The organism is Dickeya poaceiphila, from assembly GCF_007858975.2.
Classification (GTDB): domain Bacteria; phylum Pseudomonadota; class Gammaproteobacteria; order Enterobacterales; family Enterobacteriaceae; genus Dickeya; species Dickeya poaceiphila.
Window position 1 is genome coordinate 916,799 of record NZ_CP042220.2, and the last position, 21,227, is coordinate 938,025.

Genomic DNA, 21,227 nt, shown 5'->3' on the forward strand with positions numbered 1-21,227 from the left:
GGTTTGGCTAGAAGGAATAATCAATCATAATGCGTTACCCGATTAACGAAATATTCCAGACCTTGCAGGGCGAGGGTTTTTTTACCGGCGTCCCGGCGGTGTTTCTCCGTTTACAGGGCTGCCCGGTGGGGTGCAGTTGGTGCGATACCAAACATACCTGGGACATGCTATCGGAGCGGCAGATATCGCTGACAGAAGTTTTGGTGAAAAACGGGGAAAGCGATGCCTGGTGCAGTGCCAGCATTGAGGAATTATTGCAGCAGATGAGTTTACAAGGGTACAGCGCCAGACACGTGGTGATTACCGGCGGTGAGCCTTGTATCCATGATCTCACTGCGCTGACGCAGGCGCTCGAACAGCAGGGATTCAGCACCCAAATTGAAACCAGCGGCACCCATGAGGTGCGTTGTTCATCCCGCTGCTGGGTGACGGTTTCCCCCAAAGTGAATATGCGCGGCGGTTTGGTGGTGTTGGATCAGGCGTTGCAGCGTGCGGATGAAATCAAGCATCCGGTGGCGCGTGAGCGGGATATCGAGGCGCTGGATGCCTTACTGGCACGGTTGGATGACGATAAATCGCGGGTTGTGGCTTTACAACCGATAAGCCAGAAGGACGATGCCACCCGGCTGTGTATTGAAACCTGCATCGCCCGCAACTGGCGCTTATCGATGCAGACCCACAAATACCTCAATATTGCCTGATTGCCTGACGACGCGTTCATCTCATAGCGGCGCAGGCCGCTGTTCAGTTGTCCTCACCGCGGTAGACGCAGCCAGCGGTGCAGGTTTCCTTGACGGTTACCGTGCTCAACAGCGGCAGTGTCGGTTTGAGTTGCTGCCAGATCCAACGCGCCAGTACTTCACTGGTGGGGTTTTCCAGTCCAGGAATATCGTTAAGGTAGTGATGATCCAGCCGTTCCCAAGTGGGTTTGAACGCGGCTTTCAGCTCAGCGAAGTCCATCACCCAGCCGGTATAAGGATCGATCTCACCGGTAATTTCCAGACGAACCATGAACGAATGACCATGCAGGCGGCCACATTTATGGCCGTCCGGCACGTGGGGAAGCCGGTGCGCGGCTTCAAACTGGAAGTCTTTAAACAGTGTGGTGGGCATGGTGATGCTCTCATGTCATACGAAAAACCGTCGCATACTACCGGAAAGTGGGGGGTGACGCACGTTTCCTGACAACCCAAACCGCTTTTGCTATCCGTCTCAGAAGCAAACGTTGGTGTGGGCAGCGCTGATTAACCGGAATCAAGTTGAGTAGAGAAATGATCACCTAATCAATGTTCTACATTGCATTCGATAACACTTAAAACAATAAGTATTATCAAAAAAAACATTTAGTCGTTTTGGCTATTAAATATGTCCATCATGTCTTTAATTGTTAAGATAGGGATGGTTACCTTATATCCATCTATACCCGTCATACTTCAAGTTGCAGGTGCGCTGGCTGCGCTCGTTCACCCGAATCACTTACCTGAGTAAGCTCATCGGGATTCATTCACTGGCCATCTTCCCGCAACTCGAATTATTTAGGGTATAACTTTCTATTTTATGAAATTGGCTATTGCGGCAACCCGGCATTCGCGCCCGTGGCCAGAACAAGGATACCGACACGACAATGACAACCCCGGCTTCTCCGATTCCGCCGCTCCCGTTGAGTGCGGAGCAACTTTCACGTCTTCAGGCAGCAACGGGTGATCTTTCACCGACGCAACTGGCCTGGTTGTCCGGCTATTTCTGGGGTGTGATTCAGCAACAGCCCGGTGCGCTGGCCGCACCGGCGCCGCAAGCTGCGCCACCCGCTGCCATTACGTTGATTTCCGCTTCTCAGACAGGTAACGCACGCCGTGTGGCGGAGCAGGTACGTGACGACCTGCTGGCGGCTAACCTGCCGGTGACGCTGGTGAATGCCGGTGACTACAAGTTCAAGCAGGTCGCACAGGAAAAACTGCTGTTGATCGTCACCTCGACGCAAGGCGAGGGTGAGCCGCCGGAAGAGGCGGTAGCACTGCACAAGTTCCTGTTCTCGAAAAAAGCGCCGTCGCTGGCCGGAGTGGCGTTTGCAGTATTTGGTCTGGGCGATACCTCTTATGAGTTCTTCAGCAAGGCAGGTAAAGATTTTGATGGTCGTCTGGCTGAATTAGGCGCTGAGCGCTTGCTGGAGCGCGTTGATGCCGATGTGGAGTTCCAGCCTCTGGCGGAACAGTGGCGACGTCAGGTGGTCGAGGCGCTGAAGGGGCGTTTCGCCAGTCAAACGGCGGTGCAGGCTGCTGCCAGCGGTCAGGTTAACGTGAGTACTGCCAGCCCGTATCACAAAGATGCACCCTATACCGCCTCGTTGTTAACCAACCAGAAAATTACTGGCCGCAACTCGCAGAAAGATGTCCGCCATATCGAAATCGATTTGGGGGATTCCGGTCTGCATTATCAGCCAGGGGACGCGCTGGGCGTGTGGTATGAGAACTCACCAGAACTGGTACAGGAATTGCTGGGGTTGTTGTGGCTGAAAGGCGATGAGCCGGTTGCCGTAGGCGGTGAAACGTTGCCGTTGGCCGAGGCGCTGCAACGCCATTTTGAACTGACGCAGAATACGGCGCCGATTGTCGCCAGCTATGCGGCGTTGTCTCGTAACGAGACGCTGCTTGGGCTGGTGGCGGATAAAACTGCCTTGCAACAGTACGCCCAACGTACTCCACTGGTGGATATGGTGCGTGAAGCGCCGGTGGAACTGACACCGGAACAACTCATCGGATTGTTGCGTCCGCTGACGCCGCGTCTCTACTCCATTGCCTCTTCGCAGGATGATGTGGGCAGCGAAGTGCATGTCACCGTCGGCGTGGTGCGTTATGAGTATGAAGGCCGTGCACGTAGCGGCGGCGCGTCAGGTTATCTGGCCGACCATCTGGAAGAAGACGGTGAGGTTCGCGTGTTCATTGAGCACAATGACAATTTCCGCCTGCCTGCCAACCCCGATACGCCGGTGATCATGATTGGCCCTGGTACCGGCATCGCGCCATTCCGGGCGTTTATGCAGCAGCGTGAGGCTGACGGTGCCGGTGGTAAAAACTGGCTGTTCTTCGGTAACCCGCACTTTACTGAAGATTTCCTTTATCAGGTGGAATGGCAGCGTTACGTCAAGGATGGGCTGCTGACTCAGATTGATCTGGCCTGGTCGCGCGATCAGGAACATAAAGTTTATGTACAAGACAAGATCCGAGAAAAAGGCGCGCAAGTGTGGCGCTGGATTCAGGATGGCGCCCATATTTATGTTTGTGGTGACGCCAATCGCATGGCGAAAGATGTAGAAAAAGCATTGCTGGCTGTTGCGGTTGAACATGGCGGTATGGATGCCGAACAGGCGGATGAGTTTTTAAGCGAGCTGCGTCTTGAGCGGCGTTATCAGAGAGATGTGTACTAATGAGCGAAAGATATTCTGGTCCGCTGGTGGTCGAGGGTACGCTGGCGGATGCTGAACGCATGAAGCGGGAAAGCCATTACCTGCGCGGTACGATTACAGAAGATTTGAGCGACGGTCTGACCGGCGGCTTTAACGGCGACAACTTTCTGTTGATTCGTTTTCACGGCATGTACCAGCAGGATGACCGTGATATTCGTGCCGAACGCGCCGAACAAAAACTGGAGCCGCGTCACGCCATGATGCTGCGCTGCCGCCTGCCGGGGGGCGTCATGACGCCGCAGCAGTGGCTGGCTATCGACAGATTTGCGGGTGACAAAACGCTGTACGGCAGTATCCGTATCACTAACCGCCAGACGTTTCAGTTTCATGGCATTCTGAAAAGTGATCTGAAATCGGCTCATCAGTTGCTGCATGAAGTGGGACTGGATTCGCTGGCAACCGCCAATGACGTTAACCGCAACGTGCTCTGTACTTCCAACCCGGTGGAGTCGGTGCTGCATCAGCAGGCCTATGAGTGGGCGAAGAAAATTTCCGAACATCTGCTGCCGCGTACCCGCGCTTACGCCGAAGTGTGGCTGGATCAGGAAAAGGTCGCCACCACTGATGAAGAACCGATTCTGGGGCCGACCTATCTGCCGCGTAAGTTCAAGACCACGGTGGTGATTCCGCCGCAGAATGATGTGGATCTGCACGCTAACGATTTAAACTTTGTTGCCATTTCCGATAACGGTCAACTGGTTGGTTTTAATGTGCTGGTGGGCGGTGGCCTCTCCATCGCGCATGGCGACAAGGCAACCTATCCGCGTACGGCCAGTGAGTTGGGCTATGTTCCATTGACTCACACGCTGGCCGTAGCTGAGGCGGTAGTCACCACCCAACGCGATTGGGGCAACCGTACCAACCGTAAGAACGCCAAGACTAAATACACGCTGGAGCGGGTAGGCGTTGACACCTTCAAACAGGAAGTGGAGCGTCGTGCCGGCATCACGTTTGACGCGGTTCGTCCGTACGTGTTCACCAGTCGCGGTGATCGCATCGGTTGGGTGAAGGGGATCGATAATCAATGGCATCTGACCCTGTTCATTGAAAATGGACGCATTCTGGATTATCCGGGGCGTCCGTTGAAAACCGGCATGGCGGAAATCGCCAAAATCCACAAGGGCGATTTCCGGCTTACCGCTAACCAGAATCTGATCGTGGCTGGAGTTGTCGCTCGTGACAAAGCCAAAATCGAGGCGCTGGCGCGTCAGTACGGTTTGATCGACGATAGCCTCACCGAGCAACGGCAGAACTCGATGGCCTGTGTTTCGCTGCCGACCTGTCCGCTGGCGATGGCGGAAGCAGAACGCTTCCTGCCGGAGTTTGTCACACAGGTGGAAGGCATTATGCAGAAACACGGCGTGGGTGATGACCATATCGTGTTGCGCGTGACGGGCTGCCCTAACGGTTGTGGTCGCGCCATGCTGGCGGAAATCGGTCTGGTGGGTAAAGCCATCGGTCGCTACAACCTGCATATCGGCGGTAATCGTGAAGGTACGCGTATTCCACGCATGTATCGGGAGAATATCACCGAAAAAGAGATTCTGGCGGAGATCGACCAACTGGTCGCGCGTTGGGCCGGTGAGCGCGAGAGCGGCGAAGGGTTTGGCGATTTTGCAGTCCGTGTCGGCATCATTAAACCGGTGCTGGACCCCGCTGTTGATTTTTACGACTGACAGGAGAGAGTGATGCCGAGGTTGAATCTGGAGGCGTTACGCGCCTTGCCCCAAACGGAACAGACCGCCGCGCTGGCGGAAGTTAACCAACAGCTGGAAAGCCTGTCTGCCGAGGAGCGTGTTAGCTGGGCGCTGGAAAACCTGCCGGGTGAGTTCGCACTGTCTTCCAGTTTCGGCATTCAGGCGGCGGTGTGTCTGCATCTGGTGACCCGGCAACGGCCAGGTATTCCGGTGATCCTTACCGATACCGGTTATCTGTTTCCGGAAACTTATCAGTTCATTGATCAATTAACCGAGCAGTTGAACCTTAACCTGCACGTTTACCGTGCCGTACAGTCACCAGCCTGGCAGGAGGCGCGCTACGGCAAATTGTGGGAACAGGGTCTGGAAGGGCTGGAAAAGTACAACCAGATCAATAAAGTCGAACCGATGAACCGGGCGTTGCAGGAATTACAGGCCGGCACCTGGTTTGCCGGGTTACGCCGCGAGCAGTCGGGCAGTCGAGAAGGGTTGCCGGTACTGGCTATCCGGCGTGGGGTATTCAAGTTTTTGCCGATCATCGATTGGGATAACCGCACGGTGTATCAGTACCTGAAAGCCAACGGATTGAGCTACCACCCACTGTGGGAACAAGGTTACCTGTCAGTCGGCGATACCCACACCACCCGCAAATGGGAACCGGGCATGAGCGAGGAAGACACGCGTTTCTTTGGTCTGAAACGTGAATGCGGGCTGCATGAGGGTTGAGTTGCCAGTCAATGCATAACGACATAGAGGTTGCAAACAGCGGCGTGTCAGTCACCTGGTTATCGTTGAACGTTGCTGCTGGTAGTTGGCTGGCTACCCGTGCAGCGTGTTCATCGCCTGCGTGCTGACTTCGCTCTGCCAGAAATAAGGCAGAGCGAACGTGAAGGGTAAAAAGAGTCATAAAAGGCGTTATTAAGTATTTTTATTCTTTCACACCCCATTTGTTATTCCATTACGGAACTAATCATGCTAATTCGGCATTTCATAACCTTTCTTCTCACGTTTTATAGTCGCTTTATAAAATTTTTAGCTTAGTAAAGGCATCTGTGAACTATCTCCCTATATTCGCCGATCTCCGGCAGCGTCCTGTGCTGGTCGTCGGTGGCGGTGAGGTGGCGACCCGCAAAATTGATCTGCTGCTGCGTGCCGGGGCTGATGTCCGGGTGGCGGCACGGTCATTGTGCGAGCCGCTTCATGCGCTGTATCAAGCCGGGCAACTGGCATGGGTTGCGCAGGATTTTTCGCCTGCGCTGCTGGATAACGTGTTTCTGGTGATTGCGGCGACGGATGATGGGGTGCTGAACGCCACTGTATTCGAGCAAGCCAATCAACGGCAGTTACTGGTCAATGTGGTGGATGATCAGCCTAAGTGCTCATTTATTTTCCCGTCGCTGATTGACCGCTCGCCGCTGATGGTGGCGATTTCGTCCGGCGGTCAGGCGCCGGTGCTGGCGCGTTTGCTGCGGGAAAAACTGGAGGCGTTGCTGCCTACCCGCCTGGGGCAGATGGCGGAGCTGGCCGGAAAATGGCGTGGCCGCATTAAGCAGCGGCTGGTGTCGGTAACGGAGCGCCGTCGCTTTTGGGAACGCATTTTTACTGGTCGTTTTTCCAGTCTGGTTGCTGCCGGGCAACTCGCTGAGGCTGAACAGGAACTGACGCTGCAACTGACGCAGCCTGATGCCCGACAGGGTGAAGTGGCGTTGGTGGGAGCCGGACCGGGCGATGCCGGTCTGCTGACATTGCGCGGTTTGCAGGTCATTCAGCAGGCAGATGTGGTGCTTTACGATCATCTGGTCAGCGATGACGTGTTGGATCTGGTGCGGCGTGATGCGGAGCGGATTTGCGTCGGTAAACGCGCCAGTGCACATCTGCTGCCGCAAGAGGACATTAATGCGCTGCTGGTGACGCTGGCGCAGGAAGGTAAACGGGTGGTGCGGCTAAAAGGCGGTGATCCGTTTATTTTTGGTCGCGGCGGTGAGGAGTTGCAACAGGTGGCGCAGGCAGGCATTCCGTTTCAGGTGGTGCCGGGGATTACTGCGGCGGCTGGCGCAACGGCGTATGCCGGCATTCCGCTGACGCACCGGGATTATGCCCAGAGCGTGATATTTATCACCGGACACTGCCGGCCTGATGGCGATGAACTGGACTGGTCAACGCTGGCACGTGGCCGACAGACATTGGCTATTTACATGGGAGCGATGAAGTCGGCGGAAATCAGCCGGCAACTAATTGCACATGGCCGGGCGCCGCATACGCCGGTGGCGGTCATTGGCCGTGGTACGCGACAGGATCAACAGGTGCTGACCGGTACCCTGTCGGAACTGGAACAACTGGCGCAGCAGGCCCCGTCGCCAGCGCTGCTGGTGATTGGCGAAGTGGTGAATTTGCATCAACACATTGCCTGGTTTGGTGAACAAGTGCGGATGACGCCGACTGACGCGCGCTCTGCCGTGGTAAATCTGGCTTAAGGTTAAGGTTATGGACGAGAAAAGACTCACGCATTTAAAGCAGCTTGAAGCAGAAAGTATTCATATTATTCGTGAGGTGGCGGCGGAATTCAGCAATCCGGTGATGCTGTACTCCATCGGTAAAGACTCCTCCGTGATGCTGCATTTGGCTCGTAAAGCGTTTTTTCCTGGTACGCTGCCGTTCCCGCTGCTGCATGTGGATACTGGCTGGAAATTCCGCGAAATGTACCAATTCCGTGATCGGACCGCCAAAGCCTATGGCTGCGAATTGTTGGTGCATCGCAACCCGGAAGGGGTTGCGATGGGGATGAACCCGTTTGTGCACGGCAGTGCTAAGCATACCGACATCATGAAAACCGAAGGGTTGAAACAAGCGCTGGATAAGTACGGGTTTGACGCCGCGTTTGGCGGTGCCCGCCGTGACGAGGAAAAATCCCGCGCTAAAGAGCGTATCTATTCTTTCCGTGATCGCTTTCATCGCTGGGACCCAAAAAATCAGCGCCCGGAACTGTGGAATAACTATAACGGCCAGATCAACAAGGGTGAGAGCATCCGTGTGTTCCCGCTATCCAACTGGACCGAACTGGATATCTGGCAGTACATCTATCTGGAAAATATCGACATTGTGCCGCTGTATCTGGCAGCGGAGCGCCCGGTGCTGGAGCGCGACGGCATGTTGCTGATGGTGGACGATGACCGCATTGTTTTACAGCCGGGCGAGGCTATCTCACGGCGTATGGTGCGTTTTCGTACGCTCGGTTGTTGGCCGCTGACCGGCGCGGTGGAGTCACTGGCGCAGACGTTGCCGGAAATCATTGAAGAGATGCTGGTTTCAACCACCAGCGAGCGTCAGGGACGGGTGATTGACCGCGATCAGGCCGGTTCGATGGAACTGAAAAAGCGTCAAGGGTATTTCTGAGGAATCGTCACATGAATCATAGTATTGCAAAACAGATTGCCGATCAGGGCGGCGTTGAGGCTTATCTTCACGCACAGCAGAACAAAAGTCTGCTGCGCTTTCTGACCTGCGGCAGCGTTGACGATGGCAAGAGCACTCTGATTGGTCGGCTGCTGCACGATACGCGTCAGATCTACGAAGATCAGCTTTCCACACTGCATAACGACAGCAAGCGGCTTGGCACCCAGGGTGAAAAGCTGGATCTGGCGCTGTTGGTGGATGGCCTGCAAGCAGAGCGCGAGCAGGGTATTACCATTGATGTTGCCTACCGTTATTTTTCTACTGAAAAACGTAAATTCATTATCGCGGATACGCCGGGGCATGAGCAGTACACCCGTAATATGGCGACCGGCGCGTCTACCTGCGAACTGGCGATTCTGTTGATCGACGCCCGTAAAGGCGTGCTGGATCAGACCCGCCGCCATAGCTTTATCGCCACGCTGTTGGGTATTCGTCATCTGGTGGTGGCAGTCAATAAGATGGATCTGGTGGGATACCAACAGGCGGTTTTTGACCAGTTCAAACAAGATTATCTGGACTTTGCCAGTCAGTTGCCGACGGAGCTGGATATCACTTTTGTGCCGATTTCCGCACTGGATGGCGACAATGTTGCCACGCCAAGCCATACCATGAGTTGGTATCACGGCCCGACGCTGTTGGAGGTACTGGAAACGGTCAATGTTTCTTCGCGCGGTTTGAGCCAGCCGATGCGTTTCCCGGTGCAGTATGTCAACCGCCCGAATCTTGATTTTCGCGGTTATGCCGGTACGGTGGCATCTGGCGTAGTACGGGTCGGGCAGCGTGTGAAGGTGCTGCCTTCTGGCGTTGAGTCCAGCGTCAGTCGCATCGTCACCTTTGATTGCGACCTGCAACAGGCGCAGGCTGGCGAAGCCGTAACGTTGGTCTTGTCCAGCGACGTCGATATCAGCCGGGGTGATCTGGTGGTTTGTAGTGAGGAAACGCTCCAGCCGGTTCGCAACGCGAAGGTCGATGTGGTCTGGATGGCGGAGCAGCCGATGGTGCCGGGACAGAGCTACGATATTAAGATTGCGGGTAAGAAAACGCGTGCGCGCGTGGAAAACATCGACTATCAGGTGGAAATTAATACCCTGACTCAGCGGGTCGCTGAATCGCTGCCGCTTAACGGCATTGGTCTGGTGGAGCTTACCTTTGATGAACCACTGGTATTGGACAAATATCAGCAGAACGCGGTTACCGGCGGCATGATTTTTATTGATCGTCTGAGTAACGTGACGGTTGGTGCCGGACTGGTGCGTGAACCCGTCGAACAGCTTGTGCAGGAAACCGCTAATTATAGTGAGTTTGAACTGGAGCTGAATGCGTTGATTCGTCGTCACTTCCCGCATTGGGGTGCGCGCGACCTGCTGGGAGGAAAGTAACGTGACGCAAGCGCACTCCCTGTCGGTCGATGAAAATGTGGTGTGGCATGACCATGCCATAGCCCGCGAAGATCGAGAACGCCAGCATGGGCACCGTGGCGTGGTGGTGTGGTTTACCGGGCTGTCCGGTTCAGGTAAGTCTACGCTGGCCGGGGCGCTGGAGCAGGCGTTGTTTGCCCGCGGCGTCAGCACCTATTTGCTTGATGGCGATAACGTCAGGCATGGTCTGTGCCGGGACTTGGGGTTCAGTGATGATGACCGGCGGGAGAACATCCGCCGGGTGGGAGAAGTCGCCCGTTTGATGGTCGATGCCGGGTTGGTTGTATTAACCGCCTTTATCTCTCCACACCGTGCTGAACGGCAGATGGTGCGGGAACGGCTTGGGCAAGGGCAGTTTCTTGAAGTTTTCGTTGATACGCCGCTGGCTATTTGTGAAGCCCGTGACCCCAAGGGATTGTACAGAAAAGCCCGTGCCGGTGAGTTGCGCAACTTCACCGGTATTGATGCAGTTTATGAGGCACCGGAACTGCCGGAATTACATCTGGATGGTCAACAATTGGTAACAAATTTAGTTGCCGAATTATTAGATATGCTGCATGGTCGAGCTATCATCTAAGCCTCAGCTAGCCCCTTCATCGGCGCGGTACAAACGTCTTTTTCCCGCTGCTGGTTTGCAGATGAAGGGGCTCTTCAGGCCCAATGTTTACCCGGTGCGGGGGTAAAGCAGGAACGATGATGCAGAGTGTGACGCCATTAGCTAATAGCAGAACACAAACTGGTTATGACGAAGAGGAAGATTCATCCCCTGGATCTTTCAGTCCGCTAGTGGGTGCGCTGGCTGGCTTTTGCTTTTACTGGCTGGCATTTTCCCTGCCATTTGTGTTTTACGGTCTGAACTCCACACTGTTGCTGATGCTCTACACCTGGCCTTTTTTTCTGGCGCTAATGCCCCTTTCGGTATTGATCGGTATGCTGTTTCGCGTGCTGTTGCCACACCATGTGGTGTGGATGATGGTATGCTGCGCTGTCACCATTCCAGGCGTGTTTTGGCTGGTATTCTTGCTCATTACCGGATGGTAGCCGTACCTCGCTATGTGTTGATTCTTGCGACACTGATTTCAGATTATTTTTAATTGAATCTATTTTTTATACGTTATTCGTGTTTTCCAACACAGCCTGGCCTGTGCCTGACTTTTCTTTGCCAAAGTAATGCTGTTGGTGAAGGTGGAGTCCTGACCAAAGTTATGGGATGATTAGGCGGCTTTTCAGGGGGCTGGATGGGAAAACTTTCGCTGTTATTGTTGATTATTCTCGGTTGGTTGCAATATTCGCTCTGGCTGGGGAAAAACGGTGTTCATGATTATGTGCGGGTGAAGGATGACGTGGCAGTACAACAGGCCAACAACGTCAAACTGAAATCCCGTAACGAACAGCTATTTGCGGAAATAGACGATCTCAACGGCGGTCAGGAAGCTATTGAGGAACGGGCGCGCAACGAATTGGGCATGACCAAACCCGGTGAAAGCTTTTATCGTTTGGTGGCCGATCAGGCGGATCGCCGTATTGGCGCAAGCGCGTCATCGACATCGTCGTCCTCAGCTTCTTCCACTCCATCATCGATGTCTCGTTAGGTATGTCTATTCTGAATCAGTCTTTGGCTGAGGTGGTTGCTGTCTTGCCGGCGGCGGGTAACGGCAGCCGGATGCAAAGCGACCGCCCCAAACAGTATCTTTCCATCGGCAGTAAAACCATTCTTGAACACACGGTCGCAGCGTTGCTGTGCCACCCGCGTATTCGGCGGGTGGTGATCGCTATCAGCGCCGATGATCCCTATTTCCCCACGTTGCCTCTGGCCGCCGATCCTCATATTCAGGTGGTGGTAGGCGGTAGTCAACGGGCTGACTCGGTGCTGGCTGGTCTGAAGCATGTGCAGCAGGCTGATTGGGTATTGGTGCATGACGCGGCACGACCCTGTTTACATCAGGATGATCTGGCGCGTTTGCTGACCTTGACCAGCCTGAGTGAGGTTGGCGGCATTTTGGCTGCGCCAGTGCGTGATACTATGAAACGAAGCCGTGATGGTGTGATTGACCATACGGTAGAGCGCGAAGCGTTATGGCACGCCCTGACACCGCAACTGTTCCCGCTGGCGCTGTTGCGGGGGTGTCTGGAGCGTGCATTGCGTGAGGGAGCAACCATTACCGACGAAGCGTCGGCGTTAGAATATTGCGGTTATCGACCGCAGATTGTCCCTGGGCGGGCAGACAATATTAAAGTCACACGTCCGGAAGATCTGGCGCTGGCGGAGTTTTACCTGACGCGTCAGCCGGATCATTATCAACACCAAAATAAAGGAGCCTGAGTGATGCGTATCGGTCACGGTTTTGACGTGCATAAGTTTGGCGGCGAAGGTCCGCTGGTGATCGGTGGAGTCCGTATTCCCTATGAGCGAGGCTTGCTGGCGCATTCCGATGGTGATGTTGTGCTTCATGCGGTTACCGACGCGCTGCTGGGGGCGGCGGCGATGGGCGATATCGGAAAACTGTTTCCCGATACCGAACCGGCTTACCGCGGTATCGACAGCCGCGAGCTGTTGCGTGAGGCCTGGCGGCGCATTACCGATAAAGGTTACCAACTGGGCAACCTTGATGTCACTATCATCGCTCAGGCACCGAAAATGGCGCCGCATATCCCGCAGATGCGCGTCAATATTGCCGAAGACCTGCAAGCGCACATGGATGACGTTAACGTGAAAGCGACCACGACGGAACAGTTAGGCTTTACGGGTCGTGGCGAAGGGATTGCCTGTGAAGCGGTGGTGCTGCTGGTGAAGAGTGATGTTGCTGGCGTGGTGGCATGGTAATGGCGCGTGAATCACTGTTTTGGTTACATGGTGAGCCTGTTGCTACGGGCGTGTTAAAGGCGTCGCCGGACGATTTTTTTGTCGCTGAAGATCTGGGATTTACCGCGGATGGCGATGGTGAACATGTGCTGGTGCACCTTCGCAAACGAAACTGCAATACGACGTTTGTGGCCGAGGCACTGGCGAAATTTGCCGGGATTCCGGCGCGTTCAGTCAGTTACGCGGGATTGAAAGATCGTCATGCGGTAACCGAACAGTGGTTTTGTCTCCATCTGCCAGGTAAAGCGGAACCGGTATGGTCAGCATTGGCGCTTGAAGGGTGTGAAATTCTTGAAGCGCAGCGCCATCGACGTAAACTGCGTATTGGCGCGCTGCGAGGCAACCATTTTAGGCTGGTACTGCGTGAAATTAGTGACCGTGCCGAGGTCGAAACCCGTCTGGCGCTGATAGCGGCTGGAGGCGTGCCGAATTATTTTGGCAGCCAGCGTTTTGGCCGCGACGGCAATAATCTGGAACAAGCCCGGCGCTGGGCGAATGACGACATTCGGGTCAAGGATCGTAGCAAGCGCAGCTTCTACCTTTCCGCGGTTCGCAGTGAGTTATTTAATCTCATGACCAGCGCGCGTCTGGCGGCTTATGGCGCAACGCAGGTGTTGGCAGGTGATGCGTTGCAACTGACGGGCCGCGGTAGCTGGTTTGTGGCTCAGCCGCAAGAGCTGGCCGAGGTGCAATCGCGTGTGACGGCGGGTGAGTTGCAGATTACCGCCGCGTTGCCGGGGCAGGGGCAGCCAGGCGTGCAAGATCAGGCGCTGGCGTTCGAGCAACAATGCTTGCAGGAGCAGACGCTGCTGTTGTCATTGTTGAGCCGCGAACGGGTGGAAAGTGCCCGCCGCGCTATCATGCTGTATCCGCAAGAGATGCGCTGGTCATGGCTGGATGATGCCACGCTTGAATTACACTTTTGGCTGCCAGCAGGGTGTTTTGCCACCAGCGTGGTGCGCGAACTGTTGCTTGCTGTGCCGCAGGAAGATGCGTGGTCGGCCTGACAGTCGCTAAGTGTTCGGTTTCAGACGCTTGAGTTATTCTGACATAGACGGTCGGTTTTCTTTGCTATCGGAGGACGGAGCGAGTTGATGAAGTGTGCTAACGCTGGAGCTGGCAAGGGATGGTGAATAAACGCGTGCAAACGCTGCTGGTACAGCTGCGTCAGCAGGGAATTCAGGACGAACGCCTGTTGCAGGCCATGGCTTCGGTTCCCCGCGAACGCTTTGTTGACGAGGCGTTCGAGCACAAAGCCTATGATAACGTCGCCCTGCCGATAGGCTCCGGACAAACCATTTCTCAACCCTATACCGTAGCCAGAATGACCGAGTTGTTACGCTTGACGCCGGTGTCCCGTGTACTGGAAATTGGCACCGGGTCCGGTTATCAGACAGCAATTCTGGCGCATCTGGTGCGGCATGTGTTCTCGGTTGAGCGCATTAAGGGCCTACAATGGCAGGCAAAAAGACGCCTCAAACAACTGGATCTGCACAATATCTCCACCCGGCATGGCGACGGCTGGCAAGGCTGGGCATCCAAAGGGCCGTTCGATGCCATTATTGTCACGGCGGCACCACCGGAGATTCCTGGCGCACTGATGGCGCAACTGGATGAGGGCGGCATTATGGTGTTGCCGGTCGGTGAGCAGCAGCAAACATTACAGGTGGTTTTGCACCGCAATGGCGAATTTATCGTCCAGACGGTGGAAACGGTTCGGTTTGTTCCGCTGGTCAAAGGTGAACTGGCTTGATACCGTTGCACTCGCGGTAATGTATTCGCTGGTAAAACATCCGTCTTTAAAATTTCAATACAACTGTCTTATGGTGATAACGGATTGATATTGATAGGCTGTGTCCCGTCGTTGTCCGTGTATTAACCCTGTGGTACGGCATGACTGCCAGACAGATTCGGTGCGGTATCGCCTGTTTGCGTCAACGAAGAACATGAGCGGTGGTCGCTTTTTCTTTCCTTGTCCCGCATGATCGCCAGTTTTCATCAGGGGGCCTGAACGGCAATTAACGTCGGGACCGGACAGATTTCGTTATTTTTGGTTATAGGGGGAATTTGGCGCATGGGAAGCCAAATCGTGAACTGGCGTCAGATCGCTGTGTGTTCGGTTATTACTCTGGGATTGGCTGGTTGTGCAAACGACAATAATCAGGCAGCCCCGATCAGCAGCGTAGGAGATAACGGCGGGGTAAGCCGTTCGGGCAGTACGACCGCCTATTCTCCGCCGCCGCGCATTTCCAGCGTGAACAATAACGTGAACAACACAACACAAATCGTTCCTTCGGCGGGTATTAGCCACCCAGTCAGTGAGGCGCAGATCACCAACCGCGAAGGCAAAATTGTCTATAACCGCAGTTATAACAGCATTCCCAAAGGGAGCTATACCGGCAATAACTACACCGTAAAGCGTGGAGACACGTTGTTCTATATCGCCTGGATTACGGGTAATGACTACCGCGAATTGGCGCAGCGCAACAATATTCAGGAGCCTTACAGCCTGAATGTCGGCCAGACGTTGAATCTCGGCAGTAATATGAATGCCGGAAGCAGCACGCAGGGCATGGCGATTGCCGGTACGCCGACATCGACGACATCATCTGTGCCGGTAACGCCGGTGACAAGCAGTCCGTCCAGCAGCAGTGGTCACATGCTGCCTGAAAATGCCGCCAAAGCCTCTGGCGGTGGTCGTATGCTGTCAGGCAATAATACGGCCAGCAGTAGCGGTCATATGTTGCCAGCGAATGCGGCCGCAGCTGGCGTTGTGTCGCCATCGTCTTCAGCACAAATGCAAACTACGCAGGTTGATTCTCAACCAACTAATGCGTATTCTGACGATTCGGGTAAACAGAATGCGGGCGGTAAGATGCTGCCTGCGGCAGGGGCGGCAGCTACGCTTCCAGCCACCGAACCGACGCAGACCAACACGGCAATTGCTAGTTGGCGTTGGCCTACAGATGGGAAAGTCATAGATAGTTTCTCAGCCTCAGAGGGGGGAAATAAAGGGATTGATATCGCCGGCTCACGTGGGCAATCCGTTGTCGCTACCGCATCCGGGCGCGTAGTGTATGCGGGTAATGCGTTACGCGGTTATGGTAATCTGATCATCATCAAACATAATGATGATTACCTGAGCGCCTATGCCCATAACGAAACCATGCTGGTCCGGGAACAACAAGAGGTAAAGGCGGGTCAACAAATCGCTACCATGGGTAGCACCGGAACCAGTTCAGTACGCTTGCATTTTGAAATTCGTTACAAGGGGAAATCCGTAAACCCGCTGCGTTTTCTTCCGCAGCGATAAATCGGGCAGAGTATTTCGGTATTCTGCCAAGGGATCACGGGTAGGAGCCACTTATGAGCCAAAATACGCTGAAAGTTAACGAGTTGCATGAAGATGCTGAATTTGATGAGAATGGAGTCGACGTTTTTGACGACAAAGCGCTGGCAGAGGAAGAAACCGTCGATAGCGATCTACTCGATGAGGAATTGCTCTCGCAAGGAACTGCACAGCGCGTGCTGGATGCCACTCAGCTCTATTTGGGAGAAATCGGCTACTCGCCTCTGCTGACTGCTGAAGAGGAAGTCTATTTTGCCCGCCGGGCGCTACGCGGCGATGTTTCTTCTCGCCGCCGTATGATCGAGAGTAACCTGCGGCTGGTGGTGAAGATCGCCCGTCGCTACAACAATCGAGGACTGGCGCTGCTGGACCTGATTGAAGAGGGGAACCTTGGTCTGATTCGCGCCGTTGAGAAATTTGACCCTGAACGTGGGTTCCGTTTTTCAACTTACGCCACCTGGTGGATCCGTCAGACCATTGAACGGGCCATCATGAACCAAACCCGCACCATCCGCTTACCTATCCATATCGTCAAAGAACTCAACGTATATCTGCGTACTGCACGTGAGCTGTCTCATAAGCTTGACCATGAGCCTAGTGCGGAGGAGATTGCTGAACGGTTGGATAAGCCGGTGGATGACGTTAACCGTATGCTGCGCCTTAATGAACGTATCACCTCGGTAGATACGCCACTGAGCGGGGATTCGGAAAAGGCGCTGCTGGATATTCTCGCCGACGAGAAAGACAATGGTCCGGAAGACACCACGCAGAATAACGATATGAAGCAGAATATTGTTAAGTGGTTGTTTGAACTGAATGCCAAACAGCGCGAAGTGCTGGCCCGCCGCTTTGGGCTACTAGGATATGAAGCGGCAACGCTGGAAGATGTTGGTCGTGAAATTGGATTAACCCGTGAACGGGTTCGTCAGATTCAGGTGGAAGGGTTGCGTCGCCTGCGCGAAATCCTGCAGGTACAAGGGTTGGACATCGAAGAACTGTTCCGCGAATAACACCTACAATAGTTAACATGGCGCAAAAAAATGGTGGGTTGCCCCACCATTTTTTATATCTGCAATCGCTTCGTTTGTTATCGGGTACACTGAGACAGCAGGAACTCGACGATGTCGCCGGCCTTGATCATCTCTTTTTCGCCTTTACGGCGGTGCTTGTATTCAATCTCGTCGTTGTCAAGATTGCGATCGCCGATCACGATAGTGTGCGGAATACCAATCAGCTCCATGTCAGCAAACATGACGCCGGGACGCTCTTTACGATCATCCAGCAGTACATCAATGCCATTAGCACGTAATTGCTGATAGATGTTCTCGGCCACTTCCTGTACACGGAAGGACTTATGCATGTTCATCGGCAGAATGGCGACCTGGAACGGTGCAATAGCGTCAGGCCAGATAATACCGCGGTCATCATGGTTCTGTTCAATGGCGGCGGCAATGACGCGTGTGACACCAATGCCATAGCAACCCATCGTCAGGATTTGGTTGCGGCCATCTTCGCCCTGCACCGTTGCTTTTAACGCTTCGGAGTATTTGTTGCCCAGTTGGAAGATGTGACCTACTTCAATACCGCGCTTGATAAGCAGCGTACCTTTGCCGTCAGGGCTGCGATCACCTTCTACTACGTTGCGGATATCCGCAACCTGCGGCAGTGCAACGTCGCGTTCCCAGTTGATGCCGAAGTAATGCTTACCATCAATGTTGGCACCGGCGCTGAAATCGCTCATGGCCGCCACTGTTCGGTCAACGACAACCGGTAGTGGCAGATTTACCGGTCCCAGTGAACCTGGGCCTGCTTTCACAGCGGCACGGATTTCATCTTCGGTAGCAAAGGTCAACGGGCTGGCAACCTGCGTCAGTTTTTCCGCTTTGACTTCGTTTAGTTCGTGATCGCCACGTACCAGCAACGCAATCAGTTTATGGCCACTCTCTTCGCTCGCTTTCACCAGCAGGGTCTTAACGGTTTTTTCCACGGGCACGTTGAACTGTTCGACCAGCTCGGCGATGGTTTTGGCGTTCGGGGTATCCACCAGCGTCATGGCTTGAGTCGGTGTCGCTCGGTCATTCTCCGGTGCGACAGCTTCAGCCAGCTCAATATTGGCGGCGTAATCCGACTCAGTGGAGAACACGATGTCATCTTCACCGCTGCTGGCCAGCACCTGGAATTCGTGTGAGGCATTGCCGCCGATCGAGCCGGTATCAGCCTGTACCGGGCGGAAATCGAGGTCCATCCGGCTGAAAATCTTGCTGTAGGCCGCGTACATGGCATCGTAAGTGACCTGCAGCGATTCCTGAGTGGTATGGAACGAATAAGCATCCTTCATCAGGAACTCGCGGGCACGCATCACGCCAAAACGTGGGCGAACTTCGTCGCGGAATTTAGTCTGGATCTGGTAGAAATTCAGCGGTAACTGTTTGTAGGAGCTGATTTCGTTACGAATCAAGTCCGTGATAACTTCTTCATGCGTCGGGCCGAGCACAAACGGACGGTCACCACGGTCAACAAAGCGCAGTAATTCCGGACCATATTGTTCCCAACGGCCACTTTCCTGCCACAGGTCGGCGGGTTGAACCACCGGCATCGAAATTTCGATGGCACCGGCGTTGTTCATTTCCTCACGCACGATATTTTCGACTTTTTTTAGCACTCGTAATCCGGTTGGCAGCCAGGTATAGAGTCCGGAGGCCAGTTTACGAATCATCCCGGCACGCAGCATCAGCTGATGACTGATGACTTCGGCATCGGCGGGCGTCTCCTTCAGCGTGGAGAGCATGTATTGACTTGTACGCATGATGTTTTGAGTTCCGTCAGAACAAATAAATAGCATTAACCACAACGTGGTTCAGGCAGAAAAAGTGGTTCAGTTTACCAGTGTGGGCGGCTCCCCAAAAGGCGCTGCCGCGTTTTTTAACCGGCATCAAGGCTGATGACTTCTGTTTGCCCATCAGTTACATGCCATTTGACATTAAATTCCAGCAACCGTGCGGCATAAATCTTGGAGTCATCTTCCCCTTTGCGGTAAGCCGGGCGGGGGTCTTGCGCTAACACTTGGGTAATAAAACGTCGCAAATGAGGGTGATTGTATTGCTGCTCAGCCAGTTGTTGCTCAGCTACCACGGAAAAATGAACGGGCATGTCGGCTTCTGGGGCTAACTGTGCAAAACCGGCGTGCGCCTGTGGCTGGCTTTCCGCAAACGGCAAATAGGGCTTGATATCGATGACGGGCGTGCCATCCACCAGGTCCAGACTCCCCAATTCCAGTATCACGCCATCTCGCGTTGTGCGTACCGCTTTGAGTTCAACCAGCGACATACCTATCGGGTTAGGGCGAAACGTTGAACGGGTAGCAAACACTCCGATGCGGGTATTACCGCCCAAACGAGGTGGCCTGACTGTTGGTCGCCAGCCTGCCGAGGCTGTCTGGTGGAAAATGAACAGCAACCACAGGTGGCTGAAGTTTTCGAGTCCGCGCACGGTTTCGGGTTGGTCATAGGGCGAGAGGAGATGTAACTCCCCGCCGCCATCCTTAATCAGACCGGGTTGCCGAGGGACGGCAAATTTTTCTTTGTAAGGCGAACGAATTACGCCGATCTGATTAAAGCAAAATTGGCTCATTGCGCGGAAACTTTCAGTGCGGTGCCCTGACAAACAGCCTGACGGTAACATCCTGCTGCGTTGCTGATGATCTGGCAATCATGCAATAGTACGGCATTGGCTTTCATTGTAGTGGCGCGAGTTTGCATCTTTCTACGAGCCGATGGAATGCTGGGAGGTGTATCCTGCGCGCTTGATTGACAGGATGAGCCGGATACTTCGCCCATATCACGGAACGGTTTGCCTACCAGTTCTTCAGCGCTTTTATACAGAACCGCAGGAGCCGGATGCGTGACCGGTTTTGGTTTCGGTGGCGCTTCCATTGCTGCCGCGGTTTGCGGTTGGGGTGCTGGTGCCGCGGGCTTGTGCAGCAAGGAACATCCTGTTAGCGACAGCGCCAACAGTAGAACAGGTACAGCACGCATAAATTTTCCTCTGGCTTGGATAAAGAGCGGTTATTGAAGCAAGCAATACAGAAAATAACAAGACGGGCCGATGCCCGTCTTTCATCACGTTTGTGCAAGAAAGTAAGTATTAACTTACCAGCCTTTCACTGCACCACCGTTAAATATTTTCTGCGCCGCCTGGTTTACTTCATCAGACTGGTAAGCTTTGACGAATTTTTTCACGTTTTCGGCGTCTTTGTTGTCTTCACGTGCAACCAGCAGGTTAACATACGGCGAGTCTTTTGCTTCCACGAACAAGCCGTCTTTGGTTGGGGTCAGGTTGATCTGGCTCGCGTAGGTGGTATTGATGATGGCCAGAGCAATCTGATCGTCATCCAGAGAACGTGGCAATTGCGGGGCTTCCAGTTCGACCAGTTTCAGGTTTTTCGGGTTTTCAATCACATCCAGCGCGGTCGGTAACAGGCCAACATTGTCTTTCAGTTTGATCAATCCCACTTTCTGCAGCAGCAGTAGTGAACGGCCAAGGTTAGTTGGGTCGTTTGGCAGGGCGATTTGAGCGCCATTTTGCAGATCATTCAGTGATTTTATTTTTTTTGAGTAACCTGCGATCGGATACACAAAAGTGTTGCCGACAGACACCAGCTTGTAGCCGCGATCTTTGATCTGTTGGTCAAGATACGGTTTGTGTTGGAAGGCGTTCAGATCAATATCGCCTTTGCTCAGCGCTTCGTTCGGCAGCACGTAGTCATTAAAGGTAACCAGTTCAACATCCAGACCGTATTTTTCCTTGGCTACTTTCTGCGCGACTTCTGCCACCTGCTGTTCGGCGCCAACAATGACGCCGACTTTAATGTGGTTAGGGTTTTTCTGCTCCTGACCGCATCCCGCCAGTGCCAGCGCACCAATCAACGCACCAACAGCAGCGAGAGATTTCAATTTAATTGCCATTTTTTACCTCTGTTTAATGT

General features: G+C 54.1%; 21 protein-coding genes. 16 read left to right on the forward strand and 5 right to left on the reverse strand.

Translation table 11 applies throughout. The features are described from left to right. Positions 1-29 precede the first annotated feature (29 nt). Positions 30-701, forward strand: a complete 672-nt coding sequence (queE, locus tag Dpoa569_RS04025; RefSeq protein ID WP_042872472.1) for a 7-carboxy-7-deazaguanine synthase QueE — start codon at positions 30-32, stop codon at positions 699-701. Between the two features lie 43 nt (positions 702-744). On the opposite strand, the gene queD is transcribed toward queE, so the two are convergent. Further along, positions 745-1,113: a 6-carboxytetrahydropterin synthase QueD gene (gene queD, locus Dpoa569_RS04030; protein WP_042872470.1), complete on the reverse strand. Its 369-nt coding sequence runs from the start codon at positions 1,111-1,113 to the stop codon at positions 745-747. A gap of 511 nt (positions 1,114-1,624) precedes the next feature. On the opposite strand from queD, the gene cysJ reads away from it, so the two are divergent. From cysJ to rpoS, 15 genes are all read left to right on the forward strand, one after another. Further along, on the forward strand, positions 1,625-3,424 hold the full coding sequence (gene cysJ / locus Dpoa569_RS04035; protein ID WP_042872468.1) for an NADPH-dependent assimilatory sulfite reductase flavoprotein subunit: 1,800 nt from the start codon (positions 1,625-1,627) through the stop codon (positions 3,422-3,424). Next, positions 3,424-5,139 carry an assimilatory sulfite reductase (NADPH) hemoprotein subunit gene (gene cysI / locus Dpoa569_RS04040; protein WP_042872465.1) on the forward strand — a complete coding sequence of 572 codons (1,716 nt, stop codon included), beginning with the start codon at positions 3,424-3,426 and terminating at the stop codon, positions 5,137-5,139. Before cysJ ends, cysI begins: the two co-directional genes overlap by 1 nt. Before the next feature lie 12 nt (positions 5,140-5,151). Beyond that, on the forward strand, positions 5,152-5,886 hold the full coding sequence (locus tag Dpoa569_RS04045) for a phosphoadenylyl-sulfate reductase (protein WP_042872462.1): 735 nt from the start codon (positions 5,152-5,154) through the stop codon (positions 5,884-5,886). 326 nt (positions 5,887-6,212) lie between these two features. Further along, positions 6,213-7,634, forward strand: coding sequence for a siroheme synthase CysG (cysG, locus tag Dpoa569_RS04050; RefSeq protein ID WP_042872461.1), 1,422 nt, complete (start codon positions 6,213-6,215; stop codon positions 7,632-7,634). A gap of 10 nt (positions 7,635-7,644) precedes the next feature. After that, the gene (cysD, locus tag Dpoa569_RS04055; protein WP_042872458.1) at positions 7,645-8,553 is read left to right on the forward strand and encodes a sulfate adenylyltransferase subunit CysD; all 909 of its coding nucleotides are present in this window, start codon (positions 7,645-7,647) and stop codon (positions 8,551-8,553) included. An 11-nt stretch (positions 8,554-8,564) separates the two neighbouring features. Continuing rightward, entirely contained in the window at positions 8,565-9,992 is a 1,428-nt protein-coding gene (gene cysN / locus Dpoa569_RS04060; protein WP_042872456.1) for a sulfate adenylyltransferase subunit CysN, read from the forward strand. Position 9,993: 1 nt separating this feature from the next. Then, positions 9,994-10,608 carry an adenylyl-sulfate kinase gene (cysC, locus tag Dpoa569_RS04065; RefSeq protein WP_042872453.1) on the forward strand — a complete coding sequence of 205 codons (615 nt, stop codon included), beginning with the start codon at positions 9,994-9,996 and terminating at the stop codon, positions 10,606-10,608. Between the two features lie 119 nt (positions 10,609-10,727). Next, complete coding sequence (locus tag Dpoa569_RS04070) at positions 10,728-11,072, forward strand: DUF3561 family protein (protein ID WP_042872452.1); 345 nt, start codon at positions 10,728-10,730, stop codon at positions 11,070-11,072. A 197-nt stretch (positions 11,073-11,269) separates the two neighbouring features. After that, positions 11,270-11,623 carry a cell division protein FtsB gene (gene ftsB, locus Dpoa569_RS04075; RefSeq protein ID WP_042872450.1) on the forward strand — a complete coding sequence of 118 codons (354 nt, stop codon included), beginning with the start codon at positions 11,270-11,272 and terminating at the stop codon, positions 11,621-11,623. A 2-nt stretch (positions 11,624-11,625) separates the two neighbouring features. Then, positions 11,626-12,354: a 2-C-methyl-D-erythritol 4-phosphate cytidylyltransferase gene (ispD, locus tag Dpoa569_RS04080; protein WP_042872448.1), complete on the forward strand. Its 729-nt coding sequence runs from the start codon at positions 11,626-11,628 to the stop codon at positions 12,352-12,354. 3 nt (positions 12,355-12,357) lie between these two features. Continuing rightward, positions 12,358-12,855 (forward strand): 2-C-methyl-D-erythritol 2,4-cyclodiphosphate synthase, encoded by a 498-nt coding sequence (gene ispF, locus Dpoa569_RS04085; RefSeq protein WP_042872446.1) that lies wholly within the window; start codon positions 12,358-12,360, stop codon positions 12,853-12,855. After that, positions 12,849-13,901 (forward strand): tRNA pseudouridine(13) synthase TruD, encoded by a 1,053-nt coding sequence (truD, locus tag Dpoa569_RS04090; protein ID WP_042872443.1) that lies wholly within the window; start codon positions 12,849-12,851, stop codon positions 13,899-13,901. The genes ispF and truD overlap by 7 nt, the downstream gene beginning before the upstream one ends. Before the next feature lie 119 nt (positions 13,902-14,020). Further along, positions 14,021-14,647: a protein-L-isoaspartate(D-aspartate) O-methyltransferase gene (locus tag Dpoa569_RS04095; RefSeq protein ID WP_146411078.1), complete on the forward strand. Its 627-nt coding sequence runs from the start codon at positions 14,021-14,023 to the stop codon at positions 14,645-14,647. Between the two features lie 321 nt (positions 14,648-14,968). Continuing rightward, positions 14,969-16,207, forward strand: coding sequence for a murein hydrolase activator NlpD (gene nlpD / locus Dpoa569_RS04100; RefSeq protein WP_042872440.1), 1,239 nt, complete (start codon positions 14,969-14,971; stop codon positions 16,205-16,207). Between the two features lie 53 nt (positions 16,208-16,260). Further along, positions 16,261-17,253, forward strand: a complete 993-nt coding sequence (rpoS, locus tag Dpoa569_RS04105) for an RNA polymerase sigma factor RpoS (protein ID WP_042872437.1) — start codon at positions 16,261-16,263, stop codon at positions 17,251-17,253. Between the two features lie 77 nt (positions 17,254-17,330). Here rpoS and proS read toward each other — a convergent pair whose 3' ends face one another. From proS to Dpoa569_RS04125, 4 genes are all read right to left on the reverse strand, one after another. After that, positions 17,331-19,049, reverse strand: coding sequence for a proline--tRNA ligase (gene proS / locus Dpoa569_RS04110; protein WP_042872435.1), 1,719 nt, complete (start codon positions 19,047-19,049; stop codon positions 17,331-17,333). A 116-nt stretch (positions 19,050-19,165) separates the two neighbouring features. Further along, on the reverse strand, positions 19,166-19,873 hold the full coding sequence (tsaA, locus tag Dpoa569_RS04115; protein WP_042872433.1) for a tRNA (N6-threonylcarbamoyladenosine(37)-N6)-methyltransferase TrmO: 708 nt from the start codon (positions 19,871-19,873) through the stop codon (positions 19,166-19,168). Further along, complete coding sequence (gene rcsF / locus Dpoa569_RS04120) at positions 19,870-20,277, reverse strand: Rcs stress response system protein RcsF (RefSeq protein ID WP_042872431.1); 408 nt, start codon at positions 20,275-20,277, stop codon at positions 19,870-19,872. The genes tsaA and rcsF overlap by 4 nt, the downstream gene beginning before the upstream one ends. 114 nt (positions 20,278-20,391) lie before the next feature. Next, on the reverse strand, positions 20,392-21,207 hold the full coding sequence (locus tag Dpoa569_RS04125; protein ID WP_042872429.1) for a MetQ/NlpA family lipoprotein: 816 nt from the start codon (positions 21,205-21,207) through the stop codon (positions 20,392-20,394). Positions 21,208-21,227: the final 20 nt, after the last annotated feature.

Bases quoted from the DNA above. Each gene is read 5' to 3' on its own strand.
- queE (WP_042872472.1), top strand. From the start codon at position 30: ATGCGTTACCCGATTAACGAAATATTCCAGACCTTGCAGGGCGAGGGT.
- queD (WP_042872470.1), bottom strand. From the start codon at position 1,113: ATGCCCACCACACTGTTTAAAGACTTCCAGTTTGAAGCCGCGCACCGG.
- cysJ (WP_042872468.1), top strand. From the start codon at position 1,625: ATGACAACCCCGGCTTCTCCGATTCCGCCGCTCCCGTTGAGTGCGGAG.
- cysI (WP_042872465.1), top strand. From the start codon at position 3,424: ATGAGCGAAAGATATTCTGGTCCGCTGGTGGTCGAGGGTACGCTGGCG.
- Dpoa569_RS04045 (WP_042872462.1), top strand. From the start codon at position 5,152: ATGCCGAGGTTGAATCTGGAGGCGTTACGCGCCTTGCCCCAAACGGAA.
- cysD (WP_042872458.1), top strand. From the start codon at position 7,645: ATGGACGAGAAAAGACTCACGCATTTAAAGCAGCTTGAAGCAGAAAGT.
- cysN (WP_042872456.1), top strand. From the start codon at position 8,565: ATGAATCATAGTATTGCAAAACAGATTGCCGATCAGGGCGGCGTTGAG.
- Dpoa569_RS04070 (WP_042872452.1), top strand. From the start codon at position 10,728: ATGCAGAGTGTGACGCCATTAGCTAATAGCAGAACACAAACTGGTTAT.
- ftsB (WP_042872450.1), top strand. From the start codon at position 11,270: ATGGGAAAACTTTCGCTGTTATTGTTGATTATTCTCGGTTGGTTGCAA.
- ispD (WP_042872448.1), top strand. From the start codon at position 11,626: ATGTCTATTCTGAATCAGTCTTTGGCTGAGGTGGTTGCTGTCTTGCCG.
- ispF (WP_042872446.1), top strand. From the start codon at position 12,358: ATGCGTATCGGTCACGGTTTTGACGTGCATAAGTTTGGCGGCGAAGGT.
- truD (WP_042872443.1), top strand. From the start codon at position 12,849: ATGGTAATGGCGCGTGAATCACTGTTTTGGTTACATGGTGAGCCTGTT.
- Dpoa569_RS04095 (WP_146411078.1), top strand. From the start codon at position 14,021: ATGGTGAATAAACGCGTGCAAACGCTGCTGGTACAGCTGCGTCAGCAG.
- nlpD (WP_042872440.1), top strand. From the start codon at position 14,969: ATGGGAAGCCAAATCGTGAACTGGCGTCAGATCGCTGTGTGTTCGGTT.
- rpoS (WP_042872437.1), top strand. From the start codon at position 16,261: ATGAGCCAAAATACGCTGAAAGTTAACGAGTTGCATGAAGATGCTGAA.
- proS (WP_042872435.1), bottom strand. From the start codon at position 19,049: ATGCGTACAAGTCAATACATGCTCTCCACGCTGAAGGAGACGCCCGCC.
- tsaA (WP_042872433.1), bottom strand. From the start codon at position 19,873: ATGAGCCAATTTTGCTTTAATCAGATCGGCGTAATTCGTTCGCCTTAC.
- rcsF (WP_042872431.1), bottom strand. From the start codon at position 20,277: ATGCGTGCTGTACCTGTTCTACTGTTGGCGCTGTCGCTAACAGGATGT.
- Dpoa569_RS04125 (WP_042872429.1), bottom strand. From the start codon at position 21,207: ATGGCAATTAAATTGAAATCTCTCGCTGCTGTTGGTGCGTTGATTGGT.